Annotated in this window: 18 protein-coding genes and 1 CRISPR repeat array; of the genes, 12 read left to right on the plus strand and 6 right to left on the minus strand. The window is 46.4% G+C overall.

The annotated features are described in order from the left end of the window. Nucleotides 1-6 precede the first annotated feature (6 nt). From QUA24_RS07525 to QUA24_RS07535, 3 genes are all read left to right on the plus strand, one after another. The gene (locus tag QUA24_RS07525; protein WP_333209366.1) at nt 7-963 is read left to right on the plus strand and encodes an Rpn family recombination-promoting nuclease/putative transposase; all 957 of its coding nucleotides are present in this window, start codon (nt 7-9) and stop codon (nt 961-963) included. A gap of 107 nt (nt 964-1,070) precedes the next feature. Beyond that, the gene (locus tag QUA24_RS07530) at nt 1,071-2,729 is read left to right on the plus strand and encodes a CTP synthase (RefSeq protein WP_333228509.1); all 1,659 of its coding nucleotides are present in this window, start codon (nt 1,071-1,073) and stop codon (nt 2,727-2,729) included. A gap of 477 nt (nt 2,730-3,206) precedes the next feature. Further along, nucleotides 3,207-3,629: a hypothetical protein gene (locus tag QUA24_RS07535; protein ID WP_333080303.1), complete on the plus strand. Its 423-nt coding sequence runs from the start codon at nt 3,207-3,209 to the stop codon at nt 3,627-3,629. Between the two features lie 204 nt (nt 3,630-3,833). Here the strand turns inward: QUA24_RS07535 and QUA24_RS07540 are convergent, their stop codons facing one another. The 4 genes from QUA24_RS07540 to QUA24_RS07555 form a co-directional block, all read right to left on the minus strand. Continuing rightward, on the minus strand, nt 3,834-4,721 hold the full coding sequence (locus QUA24_RS07540) for an ROK family protein (protein WP_333228511.1): 888 nt from the start codon (nt 4,719-4,721) through the stop codon (nt 3,834-3,836). Between the two features lie 225 nt (nt 4,722-4,946). After that, on the minus strand, nt 4,947-5,654 hold the full coding sequence (locus QUA24_RS07545) for a tetratricopeptide repeat protein (protein WP_333228513.1): 708 nt from the start codon (nt 5,652-5,654) through the stop codon (nt 4,947-4,949). Between the two features lie 166 nt (nt 5,655-5,820). After that, nucleotides 5,821-7,044, minus strand: a complete 1,224-nt coding sequence (locus tag QUA24_RS07550) for a murein transglycosylase A (protein ID WP_333228515.1) — start codon at nt 7,042-7,044, stop codon at nt 5,821-5,823. Continuing rightward, nucleotides 7,037-7,291: a hypothetical protein gene (locus tag QUA24_RS07555; protein WP_333046692.1), complete on the minus strand. Its 255-nt coding sequence runs from the start codon at nt 7,289-7,291 to the stop codon at nt 7,037-7,039. Before QUA24_RS07555 ends, QUA24_RS07550 begins: the two co-directional genes overlap by 8 nt. Nucleotides 7,292-7,551: 260 nt before the next feature. Here QUA24_RS07555 and QUA24_RS07560 point away from each other — a divergent pair, with 260 nt between their 5' ends. From QUA24_RS07560 to carB, 3 genes are all read left to right on the plus strand, one after another. Then, complete coding sequence (locus QUA24_RS07560) at nt 7,552-7,875, plus strand: hypothetical protein (protein ID WP_333228517.1); 324 nt, start codon at nt 7,552-7,554, stop codon at nt 7,873-7,875. A 104-nt stretch (nt 7,876-7,979) separates the two neighbouring features. Further along, complete coding sequence (locus QUA24_RS07565) at nt 7,980-8,219, plus strand: hypothetical protein (protein ID WP_333228519.1); 240 nt, start codon at nt 7,980-7,982, stop codon at nt 8,217-8,219. Between the two features lie 593 nt (nt 8,220-8,812). Then, complete coding sequence (gene carB / locus QUA24_RS07570) at nt 8,813-12,124, plus strand: carbamoyl-phosphate synthase large subunit (RefSeq protein WP_333228583.1); 3,312 nt, start codon at nt 8,813-8,815, stop codon at nt 12,122-12,124. A gap of 286 nt (nt 12,125-12,410) precedes the next feature. Here carB and QUA24_RS07575 read toward each other — a convergent pair whose 3' ends face one another. Together QUA24_RS07575 and QUA24_RS07580 are read right to left on the minus strand one after the other, a co-directional pair. After that, entirely contained in the window at nt 12,411-12,665 is a 255-nt protein-coding gene (locus QUA24_RS07575) for a DUF6737 family protein (protein WP_333228521.1), read from the minus strand. A gap of 52 nt (nt 12,666-12,717) precedes the next feature. After that, the gene (locus QUA24_RS07580; protein ID WP_333228523.1) at nt 12,718-13,320 is read right to left on the minus strand and encodes a Uma2 family endonuclease; all 603 of its coding nucleotides are present in this window, start codon (nt 13,318-13,320) and stop codon (nt 12,718-12,720) included. A gap of 247 nt (nt 13,321-13,567) precedes the next feature. On the opposite strand from QUA24_RS07580, the gene QUA24_RS07585 reads away from it, so the two are divergent. From QUA24_RS07585 to QUA24_RS07610, 6 genes are all read left to right on the plus strand, one after another. Next, a complete protein-coding gene (locus QUA24_RS07585; protein WP_333080292.1) occupies nt 13,568-14,230 on the plus strand; it encodes a VWA domain-containing protein in 663 nt (220 codons plus the stop codon). Nucleotides 14,231-14,427: 197 nt separating this feature from the next. Beyond that, entirely contained in the window at nt 14,428-15,201 is a 774-nt protein-coding gene (locus QUA24_RS07590; protein ID WP_333228525.1) for a PP2C family serine/threonine-protein phosphatase, read from the plus strand. A 38-nt stretch (nt 15,202-15,239) separates the two neighbouring features. Then, nucleotides 15,240-15,911, plus strand: a complete 672-nt coding sequence (locus QUA24_RS07595; protein ID WP_333228527.1) for a hypothetical protein — start codon at nt 15,240-15,242, stop codon at nt 15,909-15,911. A 151-nt stretch (nt 15,912-16,062) separates the two neighbouring features. Continuing rightward, nucleotides 16,063-16,755 carry a hypothetical protein gene (locus QUA24_RS07600; RefSeq protein WP_333228529.1) on the plus strand — a complete coding sequence of 231 codons (693 nt, stop codon included), beginning with the start codon at nt 16,063-16,065 and terminating at the stop codon, nt 16,753-16,755. 350 nt (nt 16,756-17,105) lie between these two features. Then, nucleotides 17,106-18,875: an NACHT C-terminal helical domain 2-containing protein gene (locus QUA24_RS07605; RefSeq protein ID WP_333228531.1), complete on the plus strand. Its 1,770-nt coding sequence runs from the start codon at nt 17,106-17,108 to the stop codon at nt 18,873-18,875. 264 nt (nt 18,876-19,139) lie between these two features. Next, nucleotides 19,140-21,257 (plus strand): DNA-binding protein, encoded by a 2,118-nt coding sequence (locus tag QUA24_RS07610; protein ID WP_333228533.1) that lies wholly within the window; start codon nt 19,140-19,142, stop codon nt 21,255-21,257. 279 nt (nt 21,258-21,536) lie between these two features. Further along, a CRISPR array of direct repeats spans nt 21,537-24,409; the repeat unit is 37 nt; unit sequence GCCGCAATTAACCAAACTCCCTATCAGGGATTGAAAC.

Here is a 24,409-nt window from a genome sequence, read left to right on the forward strand (position 1 = left end):
AAAGCCATGAATTTTATTAACCCCAAAACCGACTTTGCATTTAAAAAAATATTCGGCTCTGCTGACAGCAAAGACATTTTGATTAGCTTCTTAAATGCCATCCTCTACGAAGCGCAGCCAGTTATCGAAGATTTAGAAATTCTTGACCCTTATTTAGCTCCCAAAATCAAAGGAGTCAAAGATACTTACTTGGATGTTAAAGCTAAAATTGGTGGCAGCAAAACAGTGATAATTGAAATGCAGGTATTGAATGTAGAATCCTTTGAAAAGCGGATTTTATACAATGCTACCAAAGCTTACTCAGTGCAATTGAAAAGCGGAGAAAACTACAATCTATTAAATCCCGTGATTGCCTTGACGATTACAGATTTCCAAATGTTTGAGCATCTGGAAACAGTGATTTCGCGGTTTTGTATCAAAGAAAAAAACAATCGGGTCGAGTATTTGGCGGATGAATTAGAATTTGTATTTGTTGAGTTGCCCAAATTTGACAAGACTTTAGCAGAATTAGAGACTCTGACTGACAAGTGGATATATTTCATGAAAACCGCTCGGACTTTAAGGTCTGTGCCGGAAGAGTTGGGAAATGTACCGGAACTCCGCAAAGCTTTTGCAATTGCCAATGAAGCGAATCTCGATCCGGATGAATTGGAAGATTTAGAAAGGCGAGAAATTTTTATTCAAGACCAGCGCGGGGCAATTACCAAAGCTACCAGAATCGGGATAGAACAAGGAATCAGACAAGGCATCGAACAAGGCATCGAACAAGGCATTAAACAAGGAAATGTGACATTAATTGTTCGTCAGTTGGAGCACAGTGTCGGCGTGCTGTCGCCGGAGATTCAAACTCGCATCGCTCAGTTATCCGCTCAGCAATTACAGAGTTTAGGAGAGGCGCTATTAGACTTTGCCAGTGTGTCAGATTTGACAACTTGGTTGCAAGCACATAACAATCGTCAATAATTTGGTCAAATGGGTGTAGGGGGCAATCCCCCGTGGTTGCCCTTATGGATTACCTATGTCACATTTGAGTCTGACCTGACATTGAAACATCTAAAGTCGAAAATCCTATGAGCAAATTTGTGTTTGTGACTGGCGGCGTGGTTTCCAGCATCGGCAAGGGTATTGTCGGTGCTTCCTTGGGCCGCCTATTGAAGTCGCGGGACTATTCTGTCTCGATTTTGAAGCTAGACCCCTATATTAACGTTGACCCCGGCACTCTCAGCCCGTTTCAGCACGGAGAAGTTTTCGTGACGGAAGACGGTGCGGAAACTGACCTGGATTTGGGGCACTACGAGCGTTTTACCGATACTTCCATGTCTCGCCTCAATAGCGTCACCACGGGTTCCATTTATCAAGCGGTGATCAACAAAGAACGCCGCGGCGAGTATCAGGGGAGTACGGTGCAGGTGATTCCGCACATCACTAATGAGATTAAAGAGCGAATTCACCGAGTAGCCAAAAATACTAATCCCGATGTCGTGATTACGGAAATCGGCGGAACGGTGGGAGATATTGAATCTTTGCCATTTTTGGAGGCAATTCGCCAGTTTCGCAAGGATGTCGGCCGGCAAAATGTTGTGTATATGCACGTCACGCTGATACCTTGGATTCCTTCGGCTGGGGAGATGAAAACTAAACCGACTCAGCATTCGGTGAAGGAATTGCGGTCGATCGGCATTCAACCAGATATTTTAGTCTGTCGGTGTGATCGCCCGCTGTCTTTGGGCATGAAACAGAAATTGTCGGAATTCTGCAACGTCCCGGAAGAATGCGTCATCACATCTCAAGATGCTAAAAGTATCTACGAAGTACCCCTGATGATGGAACAGGAAGGTTTGGCCCAACAAACGCTCAATTTGCTGCAAATGGAACATCGCCAGCCAGATTTGCATCAGTGGCAAACTTTAGTCAACAGGCTTTACAGTCCCAATCACAAAATTGATATTGCTTTAGTTGGCAAATACGTGCGGTTGAACGATGCTTATCTTTCGGTAGTCGAAGCTTTGCGGCACGCGGCAATTGCGATCGGCTGCGACCTAAATTTGCACTGGATTAACTCAGAAGATTTAGAATCGGGAAACCTCGATAATTATCTCAAAGATATCAACGGCATTCTTGTACCGGGAGGTTTTGGGGTTCGGGGAGTGGACGGCAAAATAGCGGCGATCGAATATGCCAAACACCATAAAATACCCTTTTTAGGATTGTGTTTGGGGATGCAGTGTGCTGTGATTGAATGGGCGCGCCACATCGCACAACTAGAGGATGCCAACAGCGCTGAATTTGACCCGGATACATCAAATCCGGTAATTAATTTATTGCCAGAACAGCAAGATGTAGTCGATTTGGGCGGTACAATGCGACTGGGTTTGTATCCGTGCCGTGTCAACCCAGACACGCTAGCTTTCAAACTTTATCAGAAAGAAGTGATTTACGAGCGGCACCGCCATCGGTACGAATTTAACAACGCCTACCGCAATCTTTTCTTAGAATCAGGTTATGCAGTGTCCGGTACATCTCCAGACGGCCGATTAGTAGAAATGATCGAATTTCCCAACCATCCCTTTTTCATAGCCTGCCAATTTCACCCCGAATTCCAATCTCGACCTAGCACCCCCCACCCCTTGTTTCAAGGGTTTATCCAGGCCGCTAGCATCCAGGGAAAGCAGGATGTTTTAGAAGATGAGGGTCGCGACTTGGTGGCTGGGAAAGTTGTCGCAAACTGATCTCATATCATGTGCGATCGATTAGTTCTGATATATTAGATGTCTGTAGGGGCGGTTCAGAGTAGACAATATTCAAATCGCCCCGACAATGGACATTACAAAACCCGCCCAATAGACCAATAGGATTTTATAGGGGTCGCACTTATCGGACTAGATATCGGGCAGCATTCTCAACGAGTGAAAGACCTCACCCCCCAACCCCTATACTAGGGCTGGGGGGCTAGTACCGCAAGGGAGAAGGCAGAAGGCAGAAGGCGGAAGGCAGAAAGCAGAAGGTAAAAATTTGATATTTTTACTTAACTTTTTACAGATTTCAAGGGTGATACCAGTTTCCCAAAAAAATGCAACTTTAGGCAACTTCCCAACCCAGATAGTCATCAGTCATGCCCAATCTAAAATCTACAATCTAAAATCTAAAATGGTAGGAGTTGTCAAACTATCCTAAAATACCAGGAAACACAGGTTTGAGGAGGCTTTGTGGCTTATTGGAGCAAAATTACTTATGAGAAAAGTACATACATAATTGACCTTGACACTATTAGTGCTTTTTCTAGCGAACTGGATAACAAGCGTCTCACCTTTTGGCTGCCTAATAGCAGTCAGCCGATTATCCTCAATCCCCAAGGCAATTATGAGGCTTACAAGCAAGTTCTCGATTACCTCAAAAAAACCATTGATCGCAATTCTAGAGGTTCGTGGATTAAAATTCATTATGACCGCAAAGAATTTGCGATCGATATGAGTCGAATTAGCTCTTTTGCTTGCGAACAGAACGGTCGGCTAAGCTTTTGCCTGCCTGACAGCGCAACTAATATTATTATCCTCCGCCAAAACAACCCGGAAACTTATCAAGAAATTCAGGAATACATTAAAAATACGACTGGACAATCTCTGCCATGAAGCAGTAATTAGTCATTAGTCATTAGTCATTAGTCATTAGTCATTTGTCATTAGTTAGAAGCATGAACAATGAAGGATGAACGGAGACTATGTTTAGTAACTCCTCACATTCATTTTATTTTTTTTAGCTAAAGTGCTTAGGTAGCACCCTCATTTTAGATATTAAAAAAGCGCAGTAAAATGCGCTGCTTTTTTAAATTTTAACTATTGAACAAGCTGCCAAGCTAATTTTGCTGCCCCTACCATGCCTGCTTGATTGCCCAATTCAGCCACCAATAACTGTAAATCTTCGCGAGAACTCGGCAGTACACGTTGCTCAATTTCTTCTCGAACCTTCGGCAAGAAAAATTCTGCACCTGCACTAATTCCACCGCCGATAATAATAGCTTCCGGCGTCAAAATATAAATGAGACTTGCCATACCGATACCCAGATAACGCCCGTAATTTTGCCAACATTCTAAAGCTTTGGCATCTCCAGACTTAGCTAAATTGGCTAATTCTAGAGGTTCCAAACCCGTTTCCCGGCGAATTGCTTGCACCGAAACGTACTGTTCTAAAGAACCGCGATTGCCGCTGTTGCACTCCGGGCCGTCGGGATTTATAGTAATCAATCCTAGTTCTCCGGCCGCGCCTTGATGACCTACAAATAGTTTATCGTCTAGGATAACTGCACCGCCGACTCCTGTACCTAAAGTTATTAAAATTAGGTCTTTAAATTGCCTTCCTGCGCCCAACCAAGCTTCTCCCAATCCGGCACAGTTGGCATCATTTGCTAATATTGTCGGCAGGCCGATTTTAGCTTCCAACCAGTCAGCGAGGGGGACGTTATGCCAGTTTTTGAGGTTAATTGCTACTCTGGCTATGCGGCCGGTGGCATCTGCGGGGCCCGGAGTGCCGATGCCGATCGCACTTACAGCATTTTCGGTCGGATGCAGTTGTAAAATAGCATCGGTCATTGTAGCTAAAACTGCTTCTGGCGTTGCCGGTTGAGGGGTTGGGACAGTTAAGGATTGGTGGCAAATGCCGTCTTCGCTAAATCTGCCTAGTTTAATTGCGGTTCCGCCTAAGTCAATGCCGATTACTTGTGTCATTCGATTTGGATTTGGGATGCAAGGATCTGGGATTAATCCTAATAGTATAAACCTATTGTATGGTGCGCCATGCACCTCTTATCAATTAAGTTTCTAGTGAGGACTTCAGTCCTAAAATTTCTATTTTTACTGTATGATAATTAGCGACGGAAAATGCGCTTAATTCTTAATAGTATCATACGGTTCGCAATACCTAGCAAAAATTAGGGATACCAGCGAGTTCGCCTATGGAATTTCGCCTAACTTACGTTGCGCTACCTCTCGGTTGTGCAAAGCATCGTGATAGTCTGGTTGGAGAGCAATTGCCTGATTATAAGATGCGATCGCATCTTCAAATCTTCCTAAATTATACTGCTCATTCCCTCGATCGCACCACGCCTCAGCCTCTACATTAACTTCCAATTCTTCCTCCGCAGCCTCAGCGCCTCTGCGATTCCCTTCCCCAGAAAAACCCAAACCATCCCCAACAAACACCGCCTCAATCACCCTCCCCTTTGTATCCTCCTCCTCAACCTCCGGCAGCGGAAACCGTGTCAATATCTCCCGGCCAATTTGCCTCGCCACCTCTGACAATTCCCCGCTGCCAATTCTACCTAACAATACCAGCCGCTGCGCTAATTCCTGAAGCGATGCCACCGCATCCGTAGCAGCGGTATCATCATGTTCTCCCTCTAACAATCTTTCCCCAAACCGTTGCAGCCAAGCAGCCAATTCACCATCTTTAAGGCGTTTTGCGATTAAGAATCCCGCTACATCGCCTCGACTCCAGCCAGCATTCACCCCTTCCAGGATTTCCATGAATTTCGACTCGTATTCCGCGTCAGTTACGGTTGGGCGGATGGGGGTATTTCCCGGCGGTGGGGTGGATGGGGTTGGGGTTCCGAACAGCCGCTGAATTAGTCGTTTGAAGAATTGCAGAATTTTGTTGAGCATTTGTGAAGTTGGGAGGGTGGGGTATTTTCTATTTTATAGCAATTATCAAAAGTTGGATTACATATAGATTGTCCGCGATATCTGTAGGGACACGGCAGTGCCGTGTCCGCGATTGCGACGCACCGCGAACAATCACATGAAGTAGAATTAATCAATTAGAATTAATCTACTTTAAAAGCGGATAATACAGTTCTCCTGTTGAGTTGATATAACCGGCCCTATCGCCCGCTAAATTCCCCGTTCCCATGAATACGTCAACTCTCCCTGCGCCTTTGATTGCACCGCCAGTATCTTGATCCAAAACGTACCGATTCACGGCATTTTGTTCGAGTTGTCCCGCCGTATTCGGATAAGGGATTTTTGTACTAATTAATGCTAGTGCACCAGGGGGCATTAAGGCTTTGTCGGTGGCGATCGACCTTTCGGCAGTTACTGGAACTCCAATGCTTCCTGTGGCTGGAACTCCATTAGTATCCCGGAAGAATACAAAGCTTTCATTTTTCGGCAAATATTTGTTCATATCTGCGGGAAAGTTGGTGAAATATTCCCTTAGTTTCGGCAAGTTTAACTCTTCTAAAGTAAACTTTCCGTCTTTAACTAATTCTCGTCCGACTCCTGTATAGCTGTGACTGGTTTTGCCTGCAAAACCGACGGTCATCACGCTACCATCTGTTAGCTGCAATCTCGCAGAACCTTGGACGTGCACGAGAAATGCTTGGAATCGATCGCGCAACCAAACTAATTCTAATCCTCGCAGCAATCCTTTACTTGCCTGCAAAGCATCTTCGCCTTCTAATTGCAATCTTGTCGGGTGAGGTTTCGGCCAAGATGCCATGTTTGGCGGCATCCGGTACAGGGGATAACGGTATTCGGAATTAGCCGTGCGAGATGCTGCATAAGTCGGCTCGAAATAACCTGTAAATGCGACTGTTCCTTTGCCATCTTTGCCCGTAGATTTGTAAAATACAAATTCGCGCTTGACTGATTCCTGAAGTTGTGCGGGGGTTGTGGAACTGACAACTAATTGGCGGAATCGATCGAGGGAACGCCGAACTCGATCGCGCGTAACTCCTGCTACTGGATAGCGGCTGTAAGCAGTGGCGGCGGCCGATGTATTGAGATAGCGGAGGCTGTGGTCGATCGACCTTAACAGCAATTCTTTATCGCCCGGTTTGCCATTTTCGCCCCAGATTTGAGCGTCAAAGGCGATCGACTCCAACTCACTCGCTTGTAATTGATTTACACTCATTGGTTGCAGAGATGGAACTGCAACGGCGGGCACCGAAAAAGCGATCGCCAAAACGCAACAGGCGAGCGCTAATATCTGATAGCGGAAAATTTTGCTCAATTTCCAATCTTTCCTACTCAATTGATTATTTTCCTTATTCATCGAATCTCTCAACGCTAGAAGTAAATACCGGTTCCACGCGAATTGCGAGAACGCTGGTAGGCCGAACTACCATGTATTCGCCTTGAATATTTTTGATCGGGACATTAACAAATTCTGACGAATCTTGTTTGGGAACCAGAGTTTTATACCACTGTTGAAAATCTTGCAGCGTTGAAAAACGGATTTCTTCGCGGTGGCCGCCCTCAAGCAGCAGGTGTACGGAATATTCGCTGGGTGTTCTAGGCATAGGAGATGGGGAGAGTTGTTGCAGGACAATCTAAAATCTAAAATCTAAAATCTAAAATTGATGTGGTTGCCCTCAAGCAGCAGGTGCACGGAATATTCGCACTTGAGTTCTAGGCATATCTTGATTTTTGATTTTTGATTTTTGATTTTAAGCTTTTGGAACGATTCCATATTTTACCTCTTCCTCGGCGCATTCCCTCATCTAGTAGGTTGGATTGAGCCAGAGGGAGAGACGGGAGAGGGGGAGACTGGGAGAAGCCGATGGTGGGAGACACCGGAGAGTTGTTGCAGGAGGAAAATCTCAATCTAAAATCTCAAATCGATAGAGGGGGAGACTGGGAGAAGCCGATGGTGGGAGACACCGGAGAGTTGTTGCAGGAGGAAAATCTCAATCTAAAATCTCAAATCTCGAATCTAAAATCGATTGACGGCAGCCCCCATCTGCGGCTACGCTGTGAAATTAAGGCTGCTTTGCTCAAAGAGGAAGCAGCCCACGTCGCTCAAAAATCTAGTTGCACTGCCCAAAGCTGCTACCAACAGCAATGGACAGCTACCGCCAAACTGAGTAAGCAGTATGGAGGCTAATGGAGAATTTTAACATTCTCTGTAGCCGCCCTGCTCTGTGTTAACGTGCGGGGCGGCTGGGTTTTTGGGTTTTCCTAGAAAACCAAAAACCAGGAGACCATATTATGTCACAGGAATTCCTACCTGACGATAACTTTTCCGCGCGTCCAAATGACGACTCAGCATTATCCGAACAGGAAGTCGTGCGGATCACGGTTGTCGGTTCCCGCGCAGCCGTGTTAGAAACCATCCACACCTTGTACCGACTAGGATTTGCCCAAGTCGGCGATTGGAGCCCGCCACAGCGAGGTGCAAAGCCGGGACAAGTGATAAGCGTACTCATTCGCCGATCGCGCAAAGCCTAAAAATAGGATCAAATGCGGTAGGGACACTCCAAGATCCCTTCTTCGTGTCAACAATCGCCTGAAACCATTGATAAATCTCGCTTTTAGCTAAGTCTAGATCCCCCTAAATCCCCCTTAAGAAGGGGAGTAGGGGTTGACTTTGAGAATACTCTTGTCCCACCCCCTACTCCCCTTTTTAAGGGGGGCTAGGGGGGATCTAGATTTAATACTCAAACAACAGTCTGTGATTGGGTTAGACGTTAAGTTGGCACCAATGGGTTCTTGGAGTGTCTCTACAATGATTAATCGTGCGGAATACAGGGATTGTGTATTTTAGAACACGATTTGACCGCAACACTTAAAATAGTCTTGATTTACCGATCGACTGCACCCTTTTCTCATCAATATTTCTGGTTAGCTGGGGGTGTCTGTGGGCCGGAGTTGCGAGGTTCTGCTTCCAAAATGCTGAGAATGGTGCACAATTTCAAATTAACAACAAAACTTGCACTATTTTGAGTAAGCTTTGGGGGGAACAGCTTAGAAAGCCTGTTTCTAAGACTGATGCAAAATATCAAATTAATCCTCCACCTTGTCCAATTACTAATTACGAACCTATGCCCCGTCGTCAAGACTTAAAAAAGATTCTTCTTATTGGTTCCGGCCCAATTGTTATCGGTCAAGCGTGCGAATTTGACTATTCAGGGACACAAGCTTGCAAAGCTTTGCGAGAAGAAGGTTTTGAAGTAGTGTTGGTGAATTCCAACCCTGCAACGATTATGACCGATCCGGAAACTGCCGATCGCATTTACATCGAACCTCTAACACCTGCCATCCTCGAACAAATCATTGCTAAAGAAAGACCTCAAGCAATTTTACCAACAATGGGCGGTCAAACGGCGCTAAATTTAGCAGTTGCCGTCGCTAAAAATGGCGTTTTAGAAAAATACAACGTCGAGTTGATTGGTGCTAAGTTGCCAGCAATTGAAATGGCAGAAGATCGGCTATTATTTAAGGAAGCGATGGCGCGAATTGGTGTCGCCGTTTGCCCTTCTGGAATTGCCAACACTCTCGACGAAGCCAAAGCAATTGGTCACCAAATCGGCAGTTATCCGTTAATTATTCGTCCTGCTTTTACAATGGGAGGCACGGGAGGCGGCATTTCTTACAATCAAGAAGAATTTGAAGAAATGGCACAAGGCGGGATTGATGCCAGTCCAGTATCGCAAATTTTAATCGAACAATCTTTGATTGGTTGGAAAGAGTACGAACTGGAAGTAATGCGAGATTTGGCAGATAATGTGGTGATTATTTGTTCGATCGAGAATCTCGACCCGATGGGCGTCCACACCGGCGATTCTATCACCGTCGCCCCGGCGCAAACTCTCACAGACAAAGAATATCAGCGCCTGCGAGATGCTTCGGTGAAAATTATTCGCGAGATAGGAGTTGAAACCGGCGGTTCCAATATTCAATTTGCCGTCAATCCTGTTAACGGAGATTTCATCGTTATTGAAATGAACCCTCGGGTTTCCCGTTCCTCCGCCTTGGCCTCGAAAGCAACTGGTTTCCCTATTGCAAAAATGGCGGCAAAATTAGCGGTAGGTTACAGCCTAGACGAAATTTCCAACGATATTACCAAGAAAACTCCGGCGTCTTTTGAGCCGACAATTGACTACGTGGTGACGAAGATTCCCCGATTTGCCTTTGAAAAGTTCCCCGGTTCCGAACCGACTCTAACAACGCAAATGAAGTCTGTTGGGGAGGTAATGGCGATCGGGCGCAGCTTCAATGAATCCTTCCAAAAAGCCCTGCGGGGATTGGAAACAGGCCGCGCAGGTTTCGGGTGCGACAAACCGGAAAAATTGCCGAGTTTGGAACAAATTCGCGCCGGATTGCGGACGCCAAATCCCGATCGCATTTTTACAGTTCGCCACGCGATGATGATGGGAATGTCGGTGGAAGATATCTTCGAGTTTACAGGAATCGATCCTTGGTTTTTGGATAAAATGCAGGAATTGCTGGAAACTGAGAAGTTCTTGAAACGAACGCGGTTGGAAGAGTTGACAAAAGAGACAATGTTTGAAGTAAAGCAATTGGGTTTTAGCGATCGCCAAATTGCTTATGCCACCAAAACATCGGAAGATCAAGTCCGCGCTTACCGCAAACAGTTAGGCGTAATTCCGATTTACAAAACAGTCGATACCTGTGCCGCTGAATTTGAAGCGTTTACACCCTATTATTATTCCACCTACGAAGCGGGAGCGGCAATTTGGGAAGTGGGCGATGAAGAAAAGAAAGTTTCGTCTGTAGGCCACAGTCTCGCGCCGGAGTCGGAAGTTTTGCCTTCTACCAAACGAAAAGTGATGATTTTAGGTGGCGGGCCGAACCGGATCGGACAGGGAATTGAGTTTGATTACTGCTGCTGTCACGCTTCCTATTCCCTAGGAGAAGACGGGTTTGAGACAATTATGGTCAACTCGAACCCGGAGACGGTTTCGACGGATTATGATACGAGCGATCGCCTGTATTTTGAACCGCTAACAAAAGAAGATGTTCTCAACATCATCGAAGCCGAAAATCCCGAAGGAATAATTATTCAGTTTGGCGGACAAACCCCACTGAAATTAGCGCTTCCTTTACAAAAAGCTCTGGAAAATCACCCCGATGTACAAACAAAAATCTGGGGAACTTCGCCGGATTCCATTGATACTGCTGAAGACAGGGAGCGATTTGAAAAGATTCTGCGGGAGTTGGATATTCAGCAAGCTGCTAACGGTTTGGCTCGTAGTTTTGAGGATGCTTTAATAGTAGCTCAACGGATTGGTTATCCGGTAGTGGTGCGACCCAGTTACGTATTAGGCGGGCGAGCAATGGAAATTGTTTATTCCGATGCTGAATTGGAACGTTACATGACCTATGCCGTGCTAGTAGAACCCGATCATCCGATTTTAATTGATAAGTTTTTGGAGAATGCGATCGAGGTTGATGTCGATGCGATCGCCGATGTTACTGGCAATGTGACGATCGGCGGTATTATGGAGCACATTGAGGAAGCGGGAATCCACTCCGGCGACTCTGCTTGTTCTATCCCTTACCAAACGCTTCCTGATGCAGCTTTGGTAACAATCCGCCGCTGGACTGTAGAATTAGCAAAATCCCTGAAAGTAATCGGGTTGATGAATATTCAATTTGCTGTTCAAGGGGAAGAAGTTTTCATTTTGGAAGCTAACCCGCGCGCTTCTAGAACAGTGCCTTTTGTCTCCAAGGCGATCGGAGTTCCCTTAGCAAAAATGGCCTCGCGAGTCATGTCTGGCAAAACTCTAGAAGCTTTAGGTTTTACTGAAGAGATTATACCCACTCATGTTTCGGTAAAAGAAGCTGTATTGCCCTTTGCGAAGTTTCCGGGAACTGATACCTTGTTAGGGCCAGAAATGCGATCGACCGGCGAAGTCATGGGAATTGACACCGATTTTGGCAAAGCCTTTGCCAAAGCTCAATTAGGTGCTGGACAAATGATGCCGCTGTTGGGAACCGTGTTGGTTTCGATGCGCGATCGGGACAAACTAGCGGTTGTACCCGTTGTCAAGGAATTCTTAGAATTGGGTTTCAGAGTAGTCGCAACCCACGGGACACGCAAAGTTTTGCAAGAGCAAGGTTTAGAGGTAGATTTGGAATTGAAACTGCACGAAGGGCGGCCGAATTTGTTGGATTCGATCAAGAATGAGAAAATTCAACTAATTATCACCACACCTTCCGGCGAAGAATCTCGATCCGACGGCATCTTTATCCGCCGCACAGCTTTGACTTACAAAATCCCGATTATTACCACAATAGCCGGTGCCAAAGCGACAGCAGCGGGAATTCGATCGCTCAAATCCCACCCGATGGAAGTAAAAGCAATTCAAGATTATTACCCGCAAAGCTAGAGGGCGAAACACCCTATGTTTAGGGTGTGCAGCGCGAACTATTAGTGTCAACTTAAGCTTTTAGTCCGCCAGTCCTCGCGTTCACCCGGCAGTCCGCCAGGGAATGAATTCCCTGTCTTATAGCGAAAGTCCTCTCGAAGAGGACTGAAGAACTCATTAGTCCTCATAGCGAGGACTTTCGCTTTGAGGCTCTTGTTTCAAACGCTGCTGGACTGAGGGTTTAAGGTTAAGTTGACACCAATGGCCGCGCACCTTACCCTAAACATCAGGTGCACGCCACCAAAACCTAATCTGCATCGGAATCTAAAACTCCGCTAGACAGCATCAACCTCGGCCAAACTAACAAGAAAAAACCCATCCAAGCTAATAAAGGAATCGCGACTAAAAAAGTTATCCAAACAGTTTTTAATAAAAACCAACTACCGCTAATCAGACTCGTGCCTGTCAAAAGAATCGACCAAGGTTGACACCACCAAGGTTTGTAACTCCAAGGACTAATAGCTTTTTGATTGGAAAGTTTTTTATCAGAAATAGATTTCATATTTTTAGTGATTGTTTATGGAGAATAGTCTGGCTAGCTGGATTAACAGAAGTTAAACATTCATCACCTCTTCTGCTGTCAGCGTTAATTCGGGGAAAGTCTGCGACACAATTCGTTCGCTGCCTTTAAACGCGCTTCTTTGATAGTTGCCATCTGCATCCACAAGGTGGACAAATACAGTTGGAATTTTGGGATTTCCCAGAAATTCCCGGCTGCCAATTGCTAAATCATCGACAATCCAATACTCAGGAACTCCGAGGCGCCGATACTCGTCCAATTTGTCTATATAATCGTCCTCCCAATTTGTTGATGTTACTTCTACAGCCAGTTGAATTGGTTCCCACAATGCAGCATAAGCAGAACGGTTCGATCGCCACAAATCGCGATCTATTACGCTGACATCCGGTCTCCGCCCTTGTTCGATGCCGGTTTTAGTTACAGTTCTGATAACGGCGGTATTTTTGACTACATAATTTAAACTTAGCCGTTTAATTTCATCTTTAAATGAGTCCGACGTAAAATCAGCAACATCCTCATGATTTCTTGTGGCATTCATCTCTACAATTTCTCCATTTACCAGTTCATAGAGTCCATTTTCTGGACATTCTACAAGGAATTGGTCAAATGTTAATTTTTGCGTAACTGTTGCAATCATAAGATTCTTCCTTATTTTGCAGTAATACTATTAGTCTATATTACCACAGGCAGGAATGAATTTGTTTTTTTGACCGCAGACATCCAATTATAAAATCTCAAATCTACAATTAAAAATCTCAAATCGATTCAGGTAAATGGTAAAATACGATCGCCATCGGGCAGATTGAGTTAAATATGTCACCTACTTGCTAGGGTAGAAAGTAACAAACCTAGAAATCGAGCCACTCCCAGGTCAACCCCGAACCATGAGACTAGACGAAGCCGTAGAATTTGCCGAAAACCCAGAGCCGCGCTGTCCCTGCGTCCTCCTGCTGGACACCTCCGGCTCCATGCAAGGCGCACCCATAGATGCCTTGAATGAGGGGCTGGAAATTTTTAGGAATGACCTAATTAAAGACGAACTAGCTAAAAAGCGCGTCGAAGTCGCGATTATTTCATTTGACAATCATATCAAGGTCGTGCAAGACTTCGTGACCGCCGACCAGTTCGAGACGCCACTGCTGACAGCTCAAGGACAAACCCACATGGGCGCAGGGATTCAGCTAGCATTAGATACCATTGCGGCCCGCAAATCCGAATACCGCAACAACGGCATTACCTACTACCGCCCGTGGGTATTTATGATTACTGACGGCGAACCTCAAGGCGAATCCGACGATGTTGTGGAAATAGCAGCACAGCGGATTAAAGAGGAAGAAATTAATAAGCGCGTGGCATTTTTTGCAGTCGGAGTGGAAGGTGCTAATATCACCCGTCTGGCGCAAATTGTCGAGCGCACGCCTGTAAAGTTGAGAGGACTAGACTTTAGAGAGATGTTCATCTGGCTTTCGGCTAGTATGCAGAGAGTTTCTCACTCGAAAATTGATGAACAAGTAGCACTGCCACCACCCGGATGGGGAACTGTTTAGTTATTAGTCATTGGTCATTGGTCATTGGTCATTAGTCATTGGTCATTAGTAAGAGTGCCGTGTCCCTACGGCACTGTCGTGTCCCTATAATGGCTAGTACCTACGAACCCAGAAAAGTGCTGTAATTAGGGATAAATAAACCCGTCCAGACTTTGCATAGTTGTGAATTTACGAAGTTTTGAGTTAAAGAGTTATTAATGCAGAATTCATCCTTTAATTGGCAAGTTGTAGCGGCATCGGTGATAGGTACGAGCCACGAAAAAAGATCGCAGCCTTGTCAAGATGCTCACTGCTGGCGTCTCTTGCCAAACGGTGTTTTAGCGGCAGCGGTTGCCGATGGTGCGGGCTCCGCAGCACTCGCAGAAGTTGGGGCAAAAATTGCTGTGGAAGCGGTTGTTGAAACGCTTTGCCAGCAACAGGAAAGGCTGCCTGAAAATGACGATGAATGGCAGGTATTCTTGACAGCATCACTGCAAGCTGCGCGGGCGCAGGTGGAAGCAGAAGCGGCAGTGCGGGAAGTGGCTGCGAGAGATTTAGCCTGCACTTTAATTGCGGTTGTTGCTACGCCAGAATTAATCGCAGTTGCTCAAATCGGCGACGGTGCGGCGGTAGCAGGTGATAGTGCAGGAAATGCGATCGCCCTGACTGTACCTCCCTGCGGGGAATACATCAACGAAACTATCTTTTTGATTTCGCCGAATGCGATAGAAACAGCGCAATTTCAGGTACTGCGGGAAAAACTGCGACACTTGGCCGTTTTTTCCGACGGCTTGCAAATGCTAGCTCTCAAAATCCCAGAAGGCACGCCACATGGGCCGTTTTTTGCGCCTTTGTTTCGGTTTTCTGGCGAGTGGAAAGAAGAGGAAGATGCGAAACAGCAGTTAGAGTCATTTTTGCGATCACCCCGTGTTTCCGAGCGCACCGATGATGACTTAACATTATTGTTAGCAACTTTTTCGAGCAATGTTTAGTCTGTTCAACTCCACTTACAAAAAGCGGATAAAAAATTATGACAGATCCACGAATTAGTGCCAGAAGCTTGTTGCGAGAAACATTTGCTACTACGGGGCCTATATACGCTCCCCTGTTGATAATCAACTCTCCCAGTTTGATATTTGCCACGCTCAATAGTTTGGGCAAGCTAGGTTCAGCAGGTGTTGCTTTCAATATTATCTACTGGTTCGTGGCAATTCCTTTGTTGTCGGGAGCCATGATTTTCTACACTTACCGAAGTTTGACAAAAAATCCCGTAACTGTGGGTCAGGCCTTCAATCAAGCAAACAGAAGATTGCTGCAACTCATTGGGGCTTATATTATGTGTTTGCTGCTGGTGCTTGCTGGCTGCATTGCACTAATAATTCCCGGGCTTTATGTATCATATCGCTTAATGTTTTCATTTTACGCTACCGTCATTGATAACTCTTCGGCGCTGGACAGTATTAGTAGCAGCTGGGAATTAACAAAAGGGCGCTGGTGGTTAGTATTTCGATCGTATTTTCTGATAGTTTTGGTGGCTTTTGTGCCAATAGTTTTGATTCTCATATTAATCAGTTCGACGGGAAATTTGCTAGCATCTCAGCTTGTGGGTAATGTACTCGGATTTTTAGCCGCACCGTTGATGAATGTTTATTTGGTTTTATTGTACCTGCGCCTGCGGGAATCGGCAGCAACTATTAAATAGACATCTCCTAAAAATCAAGTCAAGGGCTGTCAGGATACCTACCCCACAAAAATTGTTAGCGCTGTCTCGCGAGCGGTGAAAATTTGGCGCGGTTCTATAATAAAATCGAGGTGTCAACAATTCTTCTTTAGTTTGTACAGTAGGTCGTCATTTGCAAGCACAAGAGATTAAGGATAAGCTCAACTCCCTAATTAGCGACGCAGATCTAATAGATCCGAGTTTGGCGAGAAGATTGGATGAAATCAATCGCTGGGTGAAAGATGTTAAACCCGGTTCGCTAACGGCTAAAAAATTTGTGATGGCTTTTTTGCTGCAGCTTATCCGAGATTCTCAGGTTTGGCTGGCAGTTCAATCTCTACCTTCGGAAAGAGAACAGCAAGCCGCGTTTGAGTTAATGACTCCGGGGGAAAGGTATTGGTACAGCTATCTATTTCCTAAATGGCTGAGCGAAAATGATCGCAAATTTTATATCTGGAAACAAAAACTCAAGGCCGGCAAATTCCATCCGGGTGATGATATCGTGATTCGTGCGATCGCAGCCCGAATTGTCGATCGCCAAGGCACTGTTTTGTATCGATATGTTGCAGATCTTTCTATGGCAACCGATTCGATCGTTAGCAGTCGCCAACAGCAGCCCCTCTGCATTCAAGTCACAACTCTTTCGGATGAATTCTCTGAACAAAAATATCAGAATTGGCAACAAACTCTTCAAGATTGGGGGATTGACAGAGGATTATTTTTAAGTTATGATAAAAACGATGCAAATTTCCTGAATCAGTTAGTTAACATTGCATTATATAATAGTGATAATTTGCCCGCAGGTCGTTACCTCAAGTTCCCGTAAATCAAGCATATCTGCTGCTGAGAATAGTTCGACTGCTAAAAACTTGGTGAAAAAAAATTTGACTAACTCACATATTGCACAATTTTCGACAAAGCCAAAAACCTAAGCCCCAGCCTGCTTCGGGAAAAGGGAAAACAGACCAAGCTTTTTCCTCTCCTTTTCAGTCTCCGGGAGGGGTTTGCCAGACACTGGCAAGAGGTGTTTGATACGAAGGCTAAGCAATGGGAACATTTACCGCAGCAATCAATCGGGTGAAATAACGAGCAACTCGGCCTAAATTGAATTGAGATTTGATTTAATTGCGGTGAAATTGTTGGAAATAAAATCTAATTACATCAAAATCAAATACTATGACAGTACAAGGTACACATACCGTTGAAAATAACTTGCAAAAAGTCTGGGAAGAACTGGAAGCAGCCAGAAAAATGCAGGATGAATGGATGAATTACGGGGTAGATTTTGTAGATTTGTATGTGGAAGATGCGGGCGGTGATTGGTTGGAAAAGTGGGGTAAATGTGAAGAAGAATTAGAGCTAATAAAAAATAAAAAGGTAGATATTGAAGCAGTCAAAGCAGCGATCGACATTCCCAGCTTTCAGCAGACAAAACTGCTGGAAATTGCCTTCAATTGCCGTTATTCTACCAGCTATTACTCCGATCGCCCAGAGGAGTCTCCCGCTTGGCAAGAGGTTAAGTACAAACGGCTGTCACTCTTAGGGAGAGCGATTTTCGGTGCTGTTGTTAGCGATTACCTCTACCGCGAATATCCAGAACTCGAGCCCGATGCTATCTCAACCTTAAAAGCTCGTTTAGCAGAACCTGAAAAACTTGCGGATTTTGCACAGAAATTGAAATTAAACGAACTCAGTTGGGGCGTATGGAATGGGAAAGGAACAGAAGAAAGCGAGTACAATAGAGTTTTTCCTGAGACTTGTGAAGCTTTGTTTGGCGCGATTTACTTGGAGTTTGATCGCGATTTTTTTCGTGGGGGAAACTGGCTGATTCAGCACTTGATTGAACCAAATGTTGGGCAGCATGGGGATCTCACTCAGCAGCGACAAATAGGACCCGAAAACGAGGTAAAACGCCGGGAAATCCTGGGGGCGGATATTCTAGATGCGATCGCGATCGACTATTTGTACAACCGCTTTCCCGAACGCAACGCCAGCCAGCTAACTCGCTGGAAAAATATGTTAGTGACCAAAGAGATTTTTCCCAAAGAGTTTAAGGCCAAATTAGGCAGTCATTACCTAGAGTTGGAAAGCAATTTCTCGCGTACCCGCGACTGGTTGGTGGATAACTTTATCAAAACCGCAGTTGACGAACTGCTAGAGGAAAGCGAAACTCAACCAGAATATGTGATTGACAGTGCGAACCCGGAATCGCTGCCAGAATTGGTCAGCCGGATTACAGACAAAAAGTGGAAAAATGAATTTGTGAGAGTTGTCAGCATTTTGCAACCTGCTGACGAACTTTTGCTGCTGATGCAACAAAAATTAGACAGTATGGTGGCTAAAGATGAAACTTTGCAGCAGTTGCTAATCTGGGCCAATCACAAGTCTCAGTTAGTGCAAAGGAATTTTAAACCACTCGAAATTCGCGCTTTTTATGTAGCCTTAGTTTGCGTACTTAATTTGGCTTTGACTCGCGTCCTCGATCCGAGTGTGAAGTTTGATAGATCGAAAGTTTGTAAGTTGCGAAGTTGTTTGGCAAAGGCTGGCAAAAATGTAGAATTTGCAGATGCTAACGAGTCTCTGAAGTTGGCCTTTGATAATGAGGATGTGGCGTGTATCTTGGTTGGCATTTGGGCGCTGGATATTGAACCAGAACTTAAACAATTGCTGGCACAATTTCAGACTGAGATGCCAGATTTGCAAAACTGGAAAAAGTGGCGCAAAGAGTGCGGTTGCACTTGGCTAGCAAAATTCAAAACTGCGATCGGCTACAATTTATATTTGGGCCCCCAACAGAAAACTTTGCTGCAACAGTATTACTATGCCCACAACTTGCTGGTGGAATGCCTCAACAGCGATAATTGTCAGGTGACACCGGCCGTCAGACAAAAAATTGAGGATAAAATGTTGTTATTGTCGGTGGATTTGAAGCTGGTTCATATTTAATTTGGATAGCATGGAGGGGCGGGACGCCCATCCCACTAATGGATGGACGGGCGGGACGCCCATCCCACTAACAGCAACAGGGCTTACCCACTCCCACCCAAGAAATCGGGTTTTTTACCGAATCTGCGGGCTGCAATGCGTCTTTTGGTGAAAAACTCGGTCTCTCCTCATCGGTGCCTAAGTCATAAGAAGGGTAAGATTTAATGGGCAAGTCAAATTTATTAAGTGATGGCTTCCAAATCCTGTATCCCATAACGGAATTCTATGCAGTTGCAGCGCCAATTTAGCGGACAACTGATTGCGATCGACACCAAAACCGCGATCGCCAGTGGGGGTGAAGGTCGCATCTACCCGATCGCCCAAGACTCGTCCCTTGTAGCCAAAATCTACCACAAACCGACAGACGAAGACGGCGACAAACTCACAGTCATGTTCAGTATGCCGCCGGATGCGCCGATCGCGGAACCGGGACACGCTTCCATTGCTTGGCCGATCGATTTGCTGCATACTGTCGGCGGGCGAGAAAAAATCGTCGGTTTTGTGATGCCGCGCGTCAACAAAGTGATGCCGGTACACACTTTCTACACTCCCAAAACCAGGCGCGAACAAAAACCGCTATTTAGCTATCTTTACCTCCACCGTACCGCCAGAAATCTCGCCTCGGCTGTAAATGCCCTTCACGTCAGGGGTTACGTCATCGGTGACGTAAACGAGTCGAACATTCTCGTGACGGATACGGCGTTGGTAACGCTGGTAGACACGGATTCGTTTCAAGTCCGCGATCCTTATACGGGTTACGTTTATCGGTGTCCTGTGGGGAAACCCGAGTTTACGCCGCCGGAGTTGCAGGGGCAGACTTTCCGCGATATCGATCGATCTCCAGAGCACGATTTGTTCGGTTTAGCGGTATTAATTTTTCAATTGCTGATGGAAGGTACGCATCCGTTTTCGGGAGTTTATCTCGGTAGCGATGAACCACCGTCTTTGGAAGCGAGAATTCGATCGGGCCATTTCCCTACAGGTACGAAACGGATTCCCTACCGCCCGATGCCGGCTGCGCCTCCTTTTGAGATGCTGAATCCCCGGCTGCGGCAACTGTTTATCCGCTGTTTTGAGGAAGGGCACGGCAATCCTGCGGCGCGCCCGGATGCGAAAACCTGGGTGAATGCGATTCGGGAAGCCGAAGATGCTTTGGTAACTTGCAGCAGAAATAGTCAGCATAAATACGGAAATCATCTCAGTCGATGCCCTTGGTGCGATCGGGCAAAACTCCTGAAAGGGCGCGATCCGTTTCCTTCACGGCAAGCAATCAGCCACGGATTGCACTTGCAGCCTGCGAAAATCAAGCGTAAAAAGCCCCAACCACCGCCTGTCGTGGCCCAGCCCGCAATGCGTCGGCAACAGCCAGCCACGGGGCTGTCACGCCCTCTAGGCCAGTACGCAGTGCCGTTGCTACCGATGCCGATGTCTTCTCGGAGTCGGACTCCTGCGCCTCAGCTTCCCGTGGGCAAGTTTGAGCGCATTTTTCAGGATGCTGCTTGGGGAGGTGTTTGGGGTAGTTTGTGTTTGGCGGCGATCGGGGGGATTTATTCGGCAATAGCTGAGGGCGGCAGTGCTATTTTGGGGGCGATTTTTGTTGGTTCGATTTGGGGCTGTTTTTTTGGGGTGATGTGGGGGGTTTTTACTTTGCCGCCGAATCAGATTTGGCGGAAGTGGGGCGGAGTTTTGGTGGGGGCGTCTTGGGGGGCTTTTTTGTTGGCGGCGATCGGCGGTGCGGTGTTTGGCGCGATTAATAGCACTCCGGGGATCGGGGAGAGGATTTTGGCTGGGGCGGGGGTTGGTGCTCTCTGGGGCTGTGTTTGGGCAACTTTTCAGCCTCCTCTGGCGCTGCCAATGGGGAGGGTGTGGGGCCGGCGGGGAGGGTATTTGGGGGCGGTCTGGGGCTCGTTTGTGGGGACTCTGGCTGGTGTTCTTTTGGGGGCTGGGCTGGTGGTTTGGCAGCAATACGGTGTCCAGATGCGGCCGGTGAATGAGTTTGCTGGTTTGTTGCTGGGTGTGGCGATCGTGGCGGCTGGTGTGGGTTCTGTTGGGGGTGTGGTTTCTGGGGGTTTGTTGGGTTTTTGCGGGTTTGCGCCGAAGTTGCCGATTTCGTTTCAGCCTTCGGGTGTCAATGGTGGGAGTTTGGGGGCGATTTGGGGCAGTTTTTTGGGGACTTTTGCGGGTACTGTGTTGGGGGCGGGGGTGTCTGCGATGTTTCCGGCTGTTAACGCTGGGGTGCCGGTGGAGTTGGGGCCTGTGGCGGGGGCGATCGTGGGGGCTGGTTTGGGGGCAATTTGGGGGGTGGTTTCGGGTACTGTTTGGGGGGCTTTGGGGAAGTGGTGATTCGCTTGATGTCTGTTTTTGGGTGGAAAATGCGTCTATGCCTAGGTGTAAAAATCGAGGTGTTAAATTTTGGGGCTATAATGTATATGCTCTAAGGGTTAGAGGCACTTCAAGCTTAACAATGGTAGACGCAATCGCTGGAATCTATGCAGGACAAGGGTTTGATGGCTGTATGAAAAGTTGGGTATTGACACGTCGAAGGCTGAAATGGTACTTTTGTTTTATGCAGACGCAAATGAACCTTGAAAACCAAATACAGCAAAGCTTCTGGAACGGGCTGCCGCAATTAACCAAACTCCCTATCAGGGATTGAAACCTAGCAATTTTGGAGTAATTGGAGCAAGAATTTGGCCGCAATTAACCAAACTCCCTATCAGGGATTGAAACGCCGAAAGCGGAGACTTGCCACAGGGAATGGTGATGGCCGCAATTAACCAAACTCCCTATCAGGGATTGAAACAATGTCAAATTCTTTGTCCAAGATATCTCCCTGGTAGCGCCGCAATTAACCAAACTCCCTATCAGGGATTGAAACCAATTCCCTGGGACATAATGCTTGCGACTAAGGGCCGCAATTAACCAAACTCCCTATCAGGGATTGAAACCGACAATCACTATTTCCAGGAGCAAAAGTGCGATCGGGGCCGCAATTAACCAAACTCCCTATCAGGGATTGAAACTTTCATTCTCCCCGGTACCCGGTGGGAAATGGGAGCCGCAATTAACCAAACTCCCTATCAGGGATTGAAACGAAGGCATTCCCGGACGACTCGACGCTCCTGTCGTAAAGCCGCAATTAACCAAACTCCCTATCAGGGATTGAAACAAAAACATGGGGTCAGGCCTCTGGGAACTCGGTAAAGCCGCAATTAACCAAACTCCCTATCAGGGATTGAAACGACTAGATTTGCAGCATTCACGTACTTCTGTGTCGGCCCGGCCGCAATTAACCAAACTCCCTATCAGGGATTGAAACGCTGAAACCCTGATAGAGAAAGCATTTCACTGAAGCCGCAATTAACCAAACTCCCTATCAGGGATTGAAACGGAAGCTTATCAACAGTACCTTCAGATTTCGGTGTTTCGCCGCAATTAACCAAACTCCCTATCAGGGATTGAAACGGCGGCGGTTGGCTTCTGAGCATGGGCCCTTTGAAGCCGCAATTAACCAAACTCCCTATCAGGGATTGAAACTTTGGCTGGCACTGGTGGCGGTAAAAAGGATGACGTGCCGCAATTAACCAAACTCCCTATCAGGGATTGAAACATTTAGAGGCGATCCAAATCTACCAGCGACGGCCGCAATTAACCAAACTCCCTATCAGGGATTGAAACAATTTTAACGTTTCTAGGCAAAGATTCAGTCTGGCCGCAATTAACCAAACTCCCTATCAGGGATTGAAACACCGTGTCTCGGCATTTGTCCAATTCGTATCGTCGCCGCAATTAACCAAACTCCCTATCAGGGATTGAAACTTGCCTTGCCCACTTGCGAAATTGTAAATATCCCAGCCGCAATTAACCAAACTCCCTATCAGGGATTGAAACAGGCGGAATCACCCTAGGGGCAATGTTGCCTACTTGCCGCAATTAACCAAACTCCCTATCAGGGATTGAAACGCATTAGTGTGGCGGGTGCAAAAATAGAGGTAACGCCGCAATTAACCAAACTCCCTATCAGGGATTGAAACATCACCCCTCACCCCGCATATGTCACCAAAAATGCCGCAATTAACCAAACTCCCTATCAGGGATTGAAACATTTGTTGTGCCTCTTTGCGACTCATTTGGGCTGTGAGCCGCAATTAACCAAACTCCCTATCAGGGATTGAAACGTTGTCGGCTCTATCGCTTCATTAATGGCTATTCTGCCGCAATTAACCAAACTCCCTATCAGGGATTGAAACAGGGATTATCCGGATTGATTGAAGGCTAAGCTCGCGCCGCAATTAACCAAACTCCCTATCAGGGATTGAAACCAGCCAAAACAGTTTGGGTCAGGGGAATCTGTGCGGGCCGCAATTAACCAAACTCCCTATCAGGGATTGAAACTCTGGGACGATTCGTAGTTCGCTAATATCCCAGGCCGCAATTAACCAAACTCCCTATCAGGGATTGAAACTTCTGTATTGAAGTTAATCTTGCTCATTTCTTTTTAATGCCGCAATTAACCAAACTCCCTATCAGGGATTGAAACTGATTCCAACGGTCACGACGTGAAGCATGAGAAGCCGCAATTAACCAAACTCCCTATCAGGGATTGAAACACATCTGGGTTCCTCCCGAAAGGGGGCTGCTATTTTGCGCCGCAATTAACCAAACTCCCTATCAGGGATTGAAACATTCATTCGTATCAATTTATCGGAATGAAGACGGCCGCAATTAACCAAACTCCCTATCAGGGATTGAAACACTAGCAGATATTGTTGAAAAAATAGAAAAACTGAATCGCCGCAATTAACCAAACTCCCTATCAGGGATTGAAACAGCGGATCGGCACACTTAAACGAGCTAGCCGAGGCCACTAAAGCCGCAATTAACCAAACTCCCTATCAGGGATTGAAACAGGGTGAATCGCGATCGAGTGCAATTTTGGAAGGCATAAAGCCGCAATTAACCAAACTCCCTATCAGGGATTGAAACTCAAGCTTTGCCAATTGCTCAGGAGTCAGGGAATTAAAAGAGCCGCAATTAACCAAACTCCCTATCAGGGATTGAAACCTACTGCAATGGTGATAGTACGTATCTTTTTAACGCCGCAATTAACCAAACTCCCTATCAGGGATTGAAACCCGTACACCAAGCAATCAACAGCTACGGGAATCGCGCCGCAATTAACCAAACTCCCTATCAGGGATTGAAACCCAAAAATCCCAGAAATGGCAACCAACGCAACCACGCCGCAATTAACCAAACTCCCTATCAGGGATTGAAACCGATTTTCGGATCGAGTTCCTTCACCCAGAAGCGCCGAGCCGCAATTAACCAAACTCCCTATCAGGGATTGAAACGCTTGTTTGGTATAGGGGACGGTAAACGAGCCGGTGCCGCAATTAACCAAACTCCCTATCAGGGATTGAAACGCGATCTACTCTGAGTTTTGGCAGTTTGTCAGGCCGCAATTAACCAAACTCCCTATCAGGGATTGAAAC

Origin of the sequence: Microcoleus sp. Pol12B5 (assembly GCF_036701335.1) — a bacterium.
In the GTDB taxonomy this organism is placed as follows: Bacteria; Cyanobacteriota; Cyanobacteriia; order Cyanobacteriales; family Microcoleaceae; genus Microcoleus.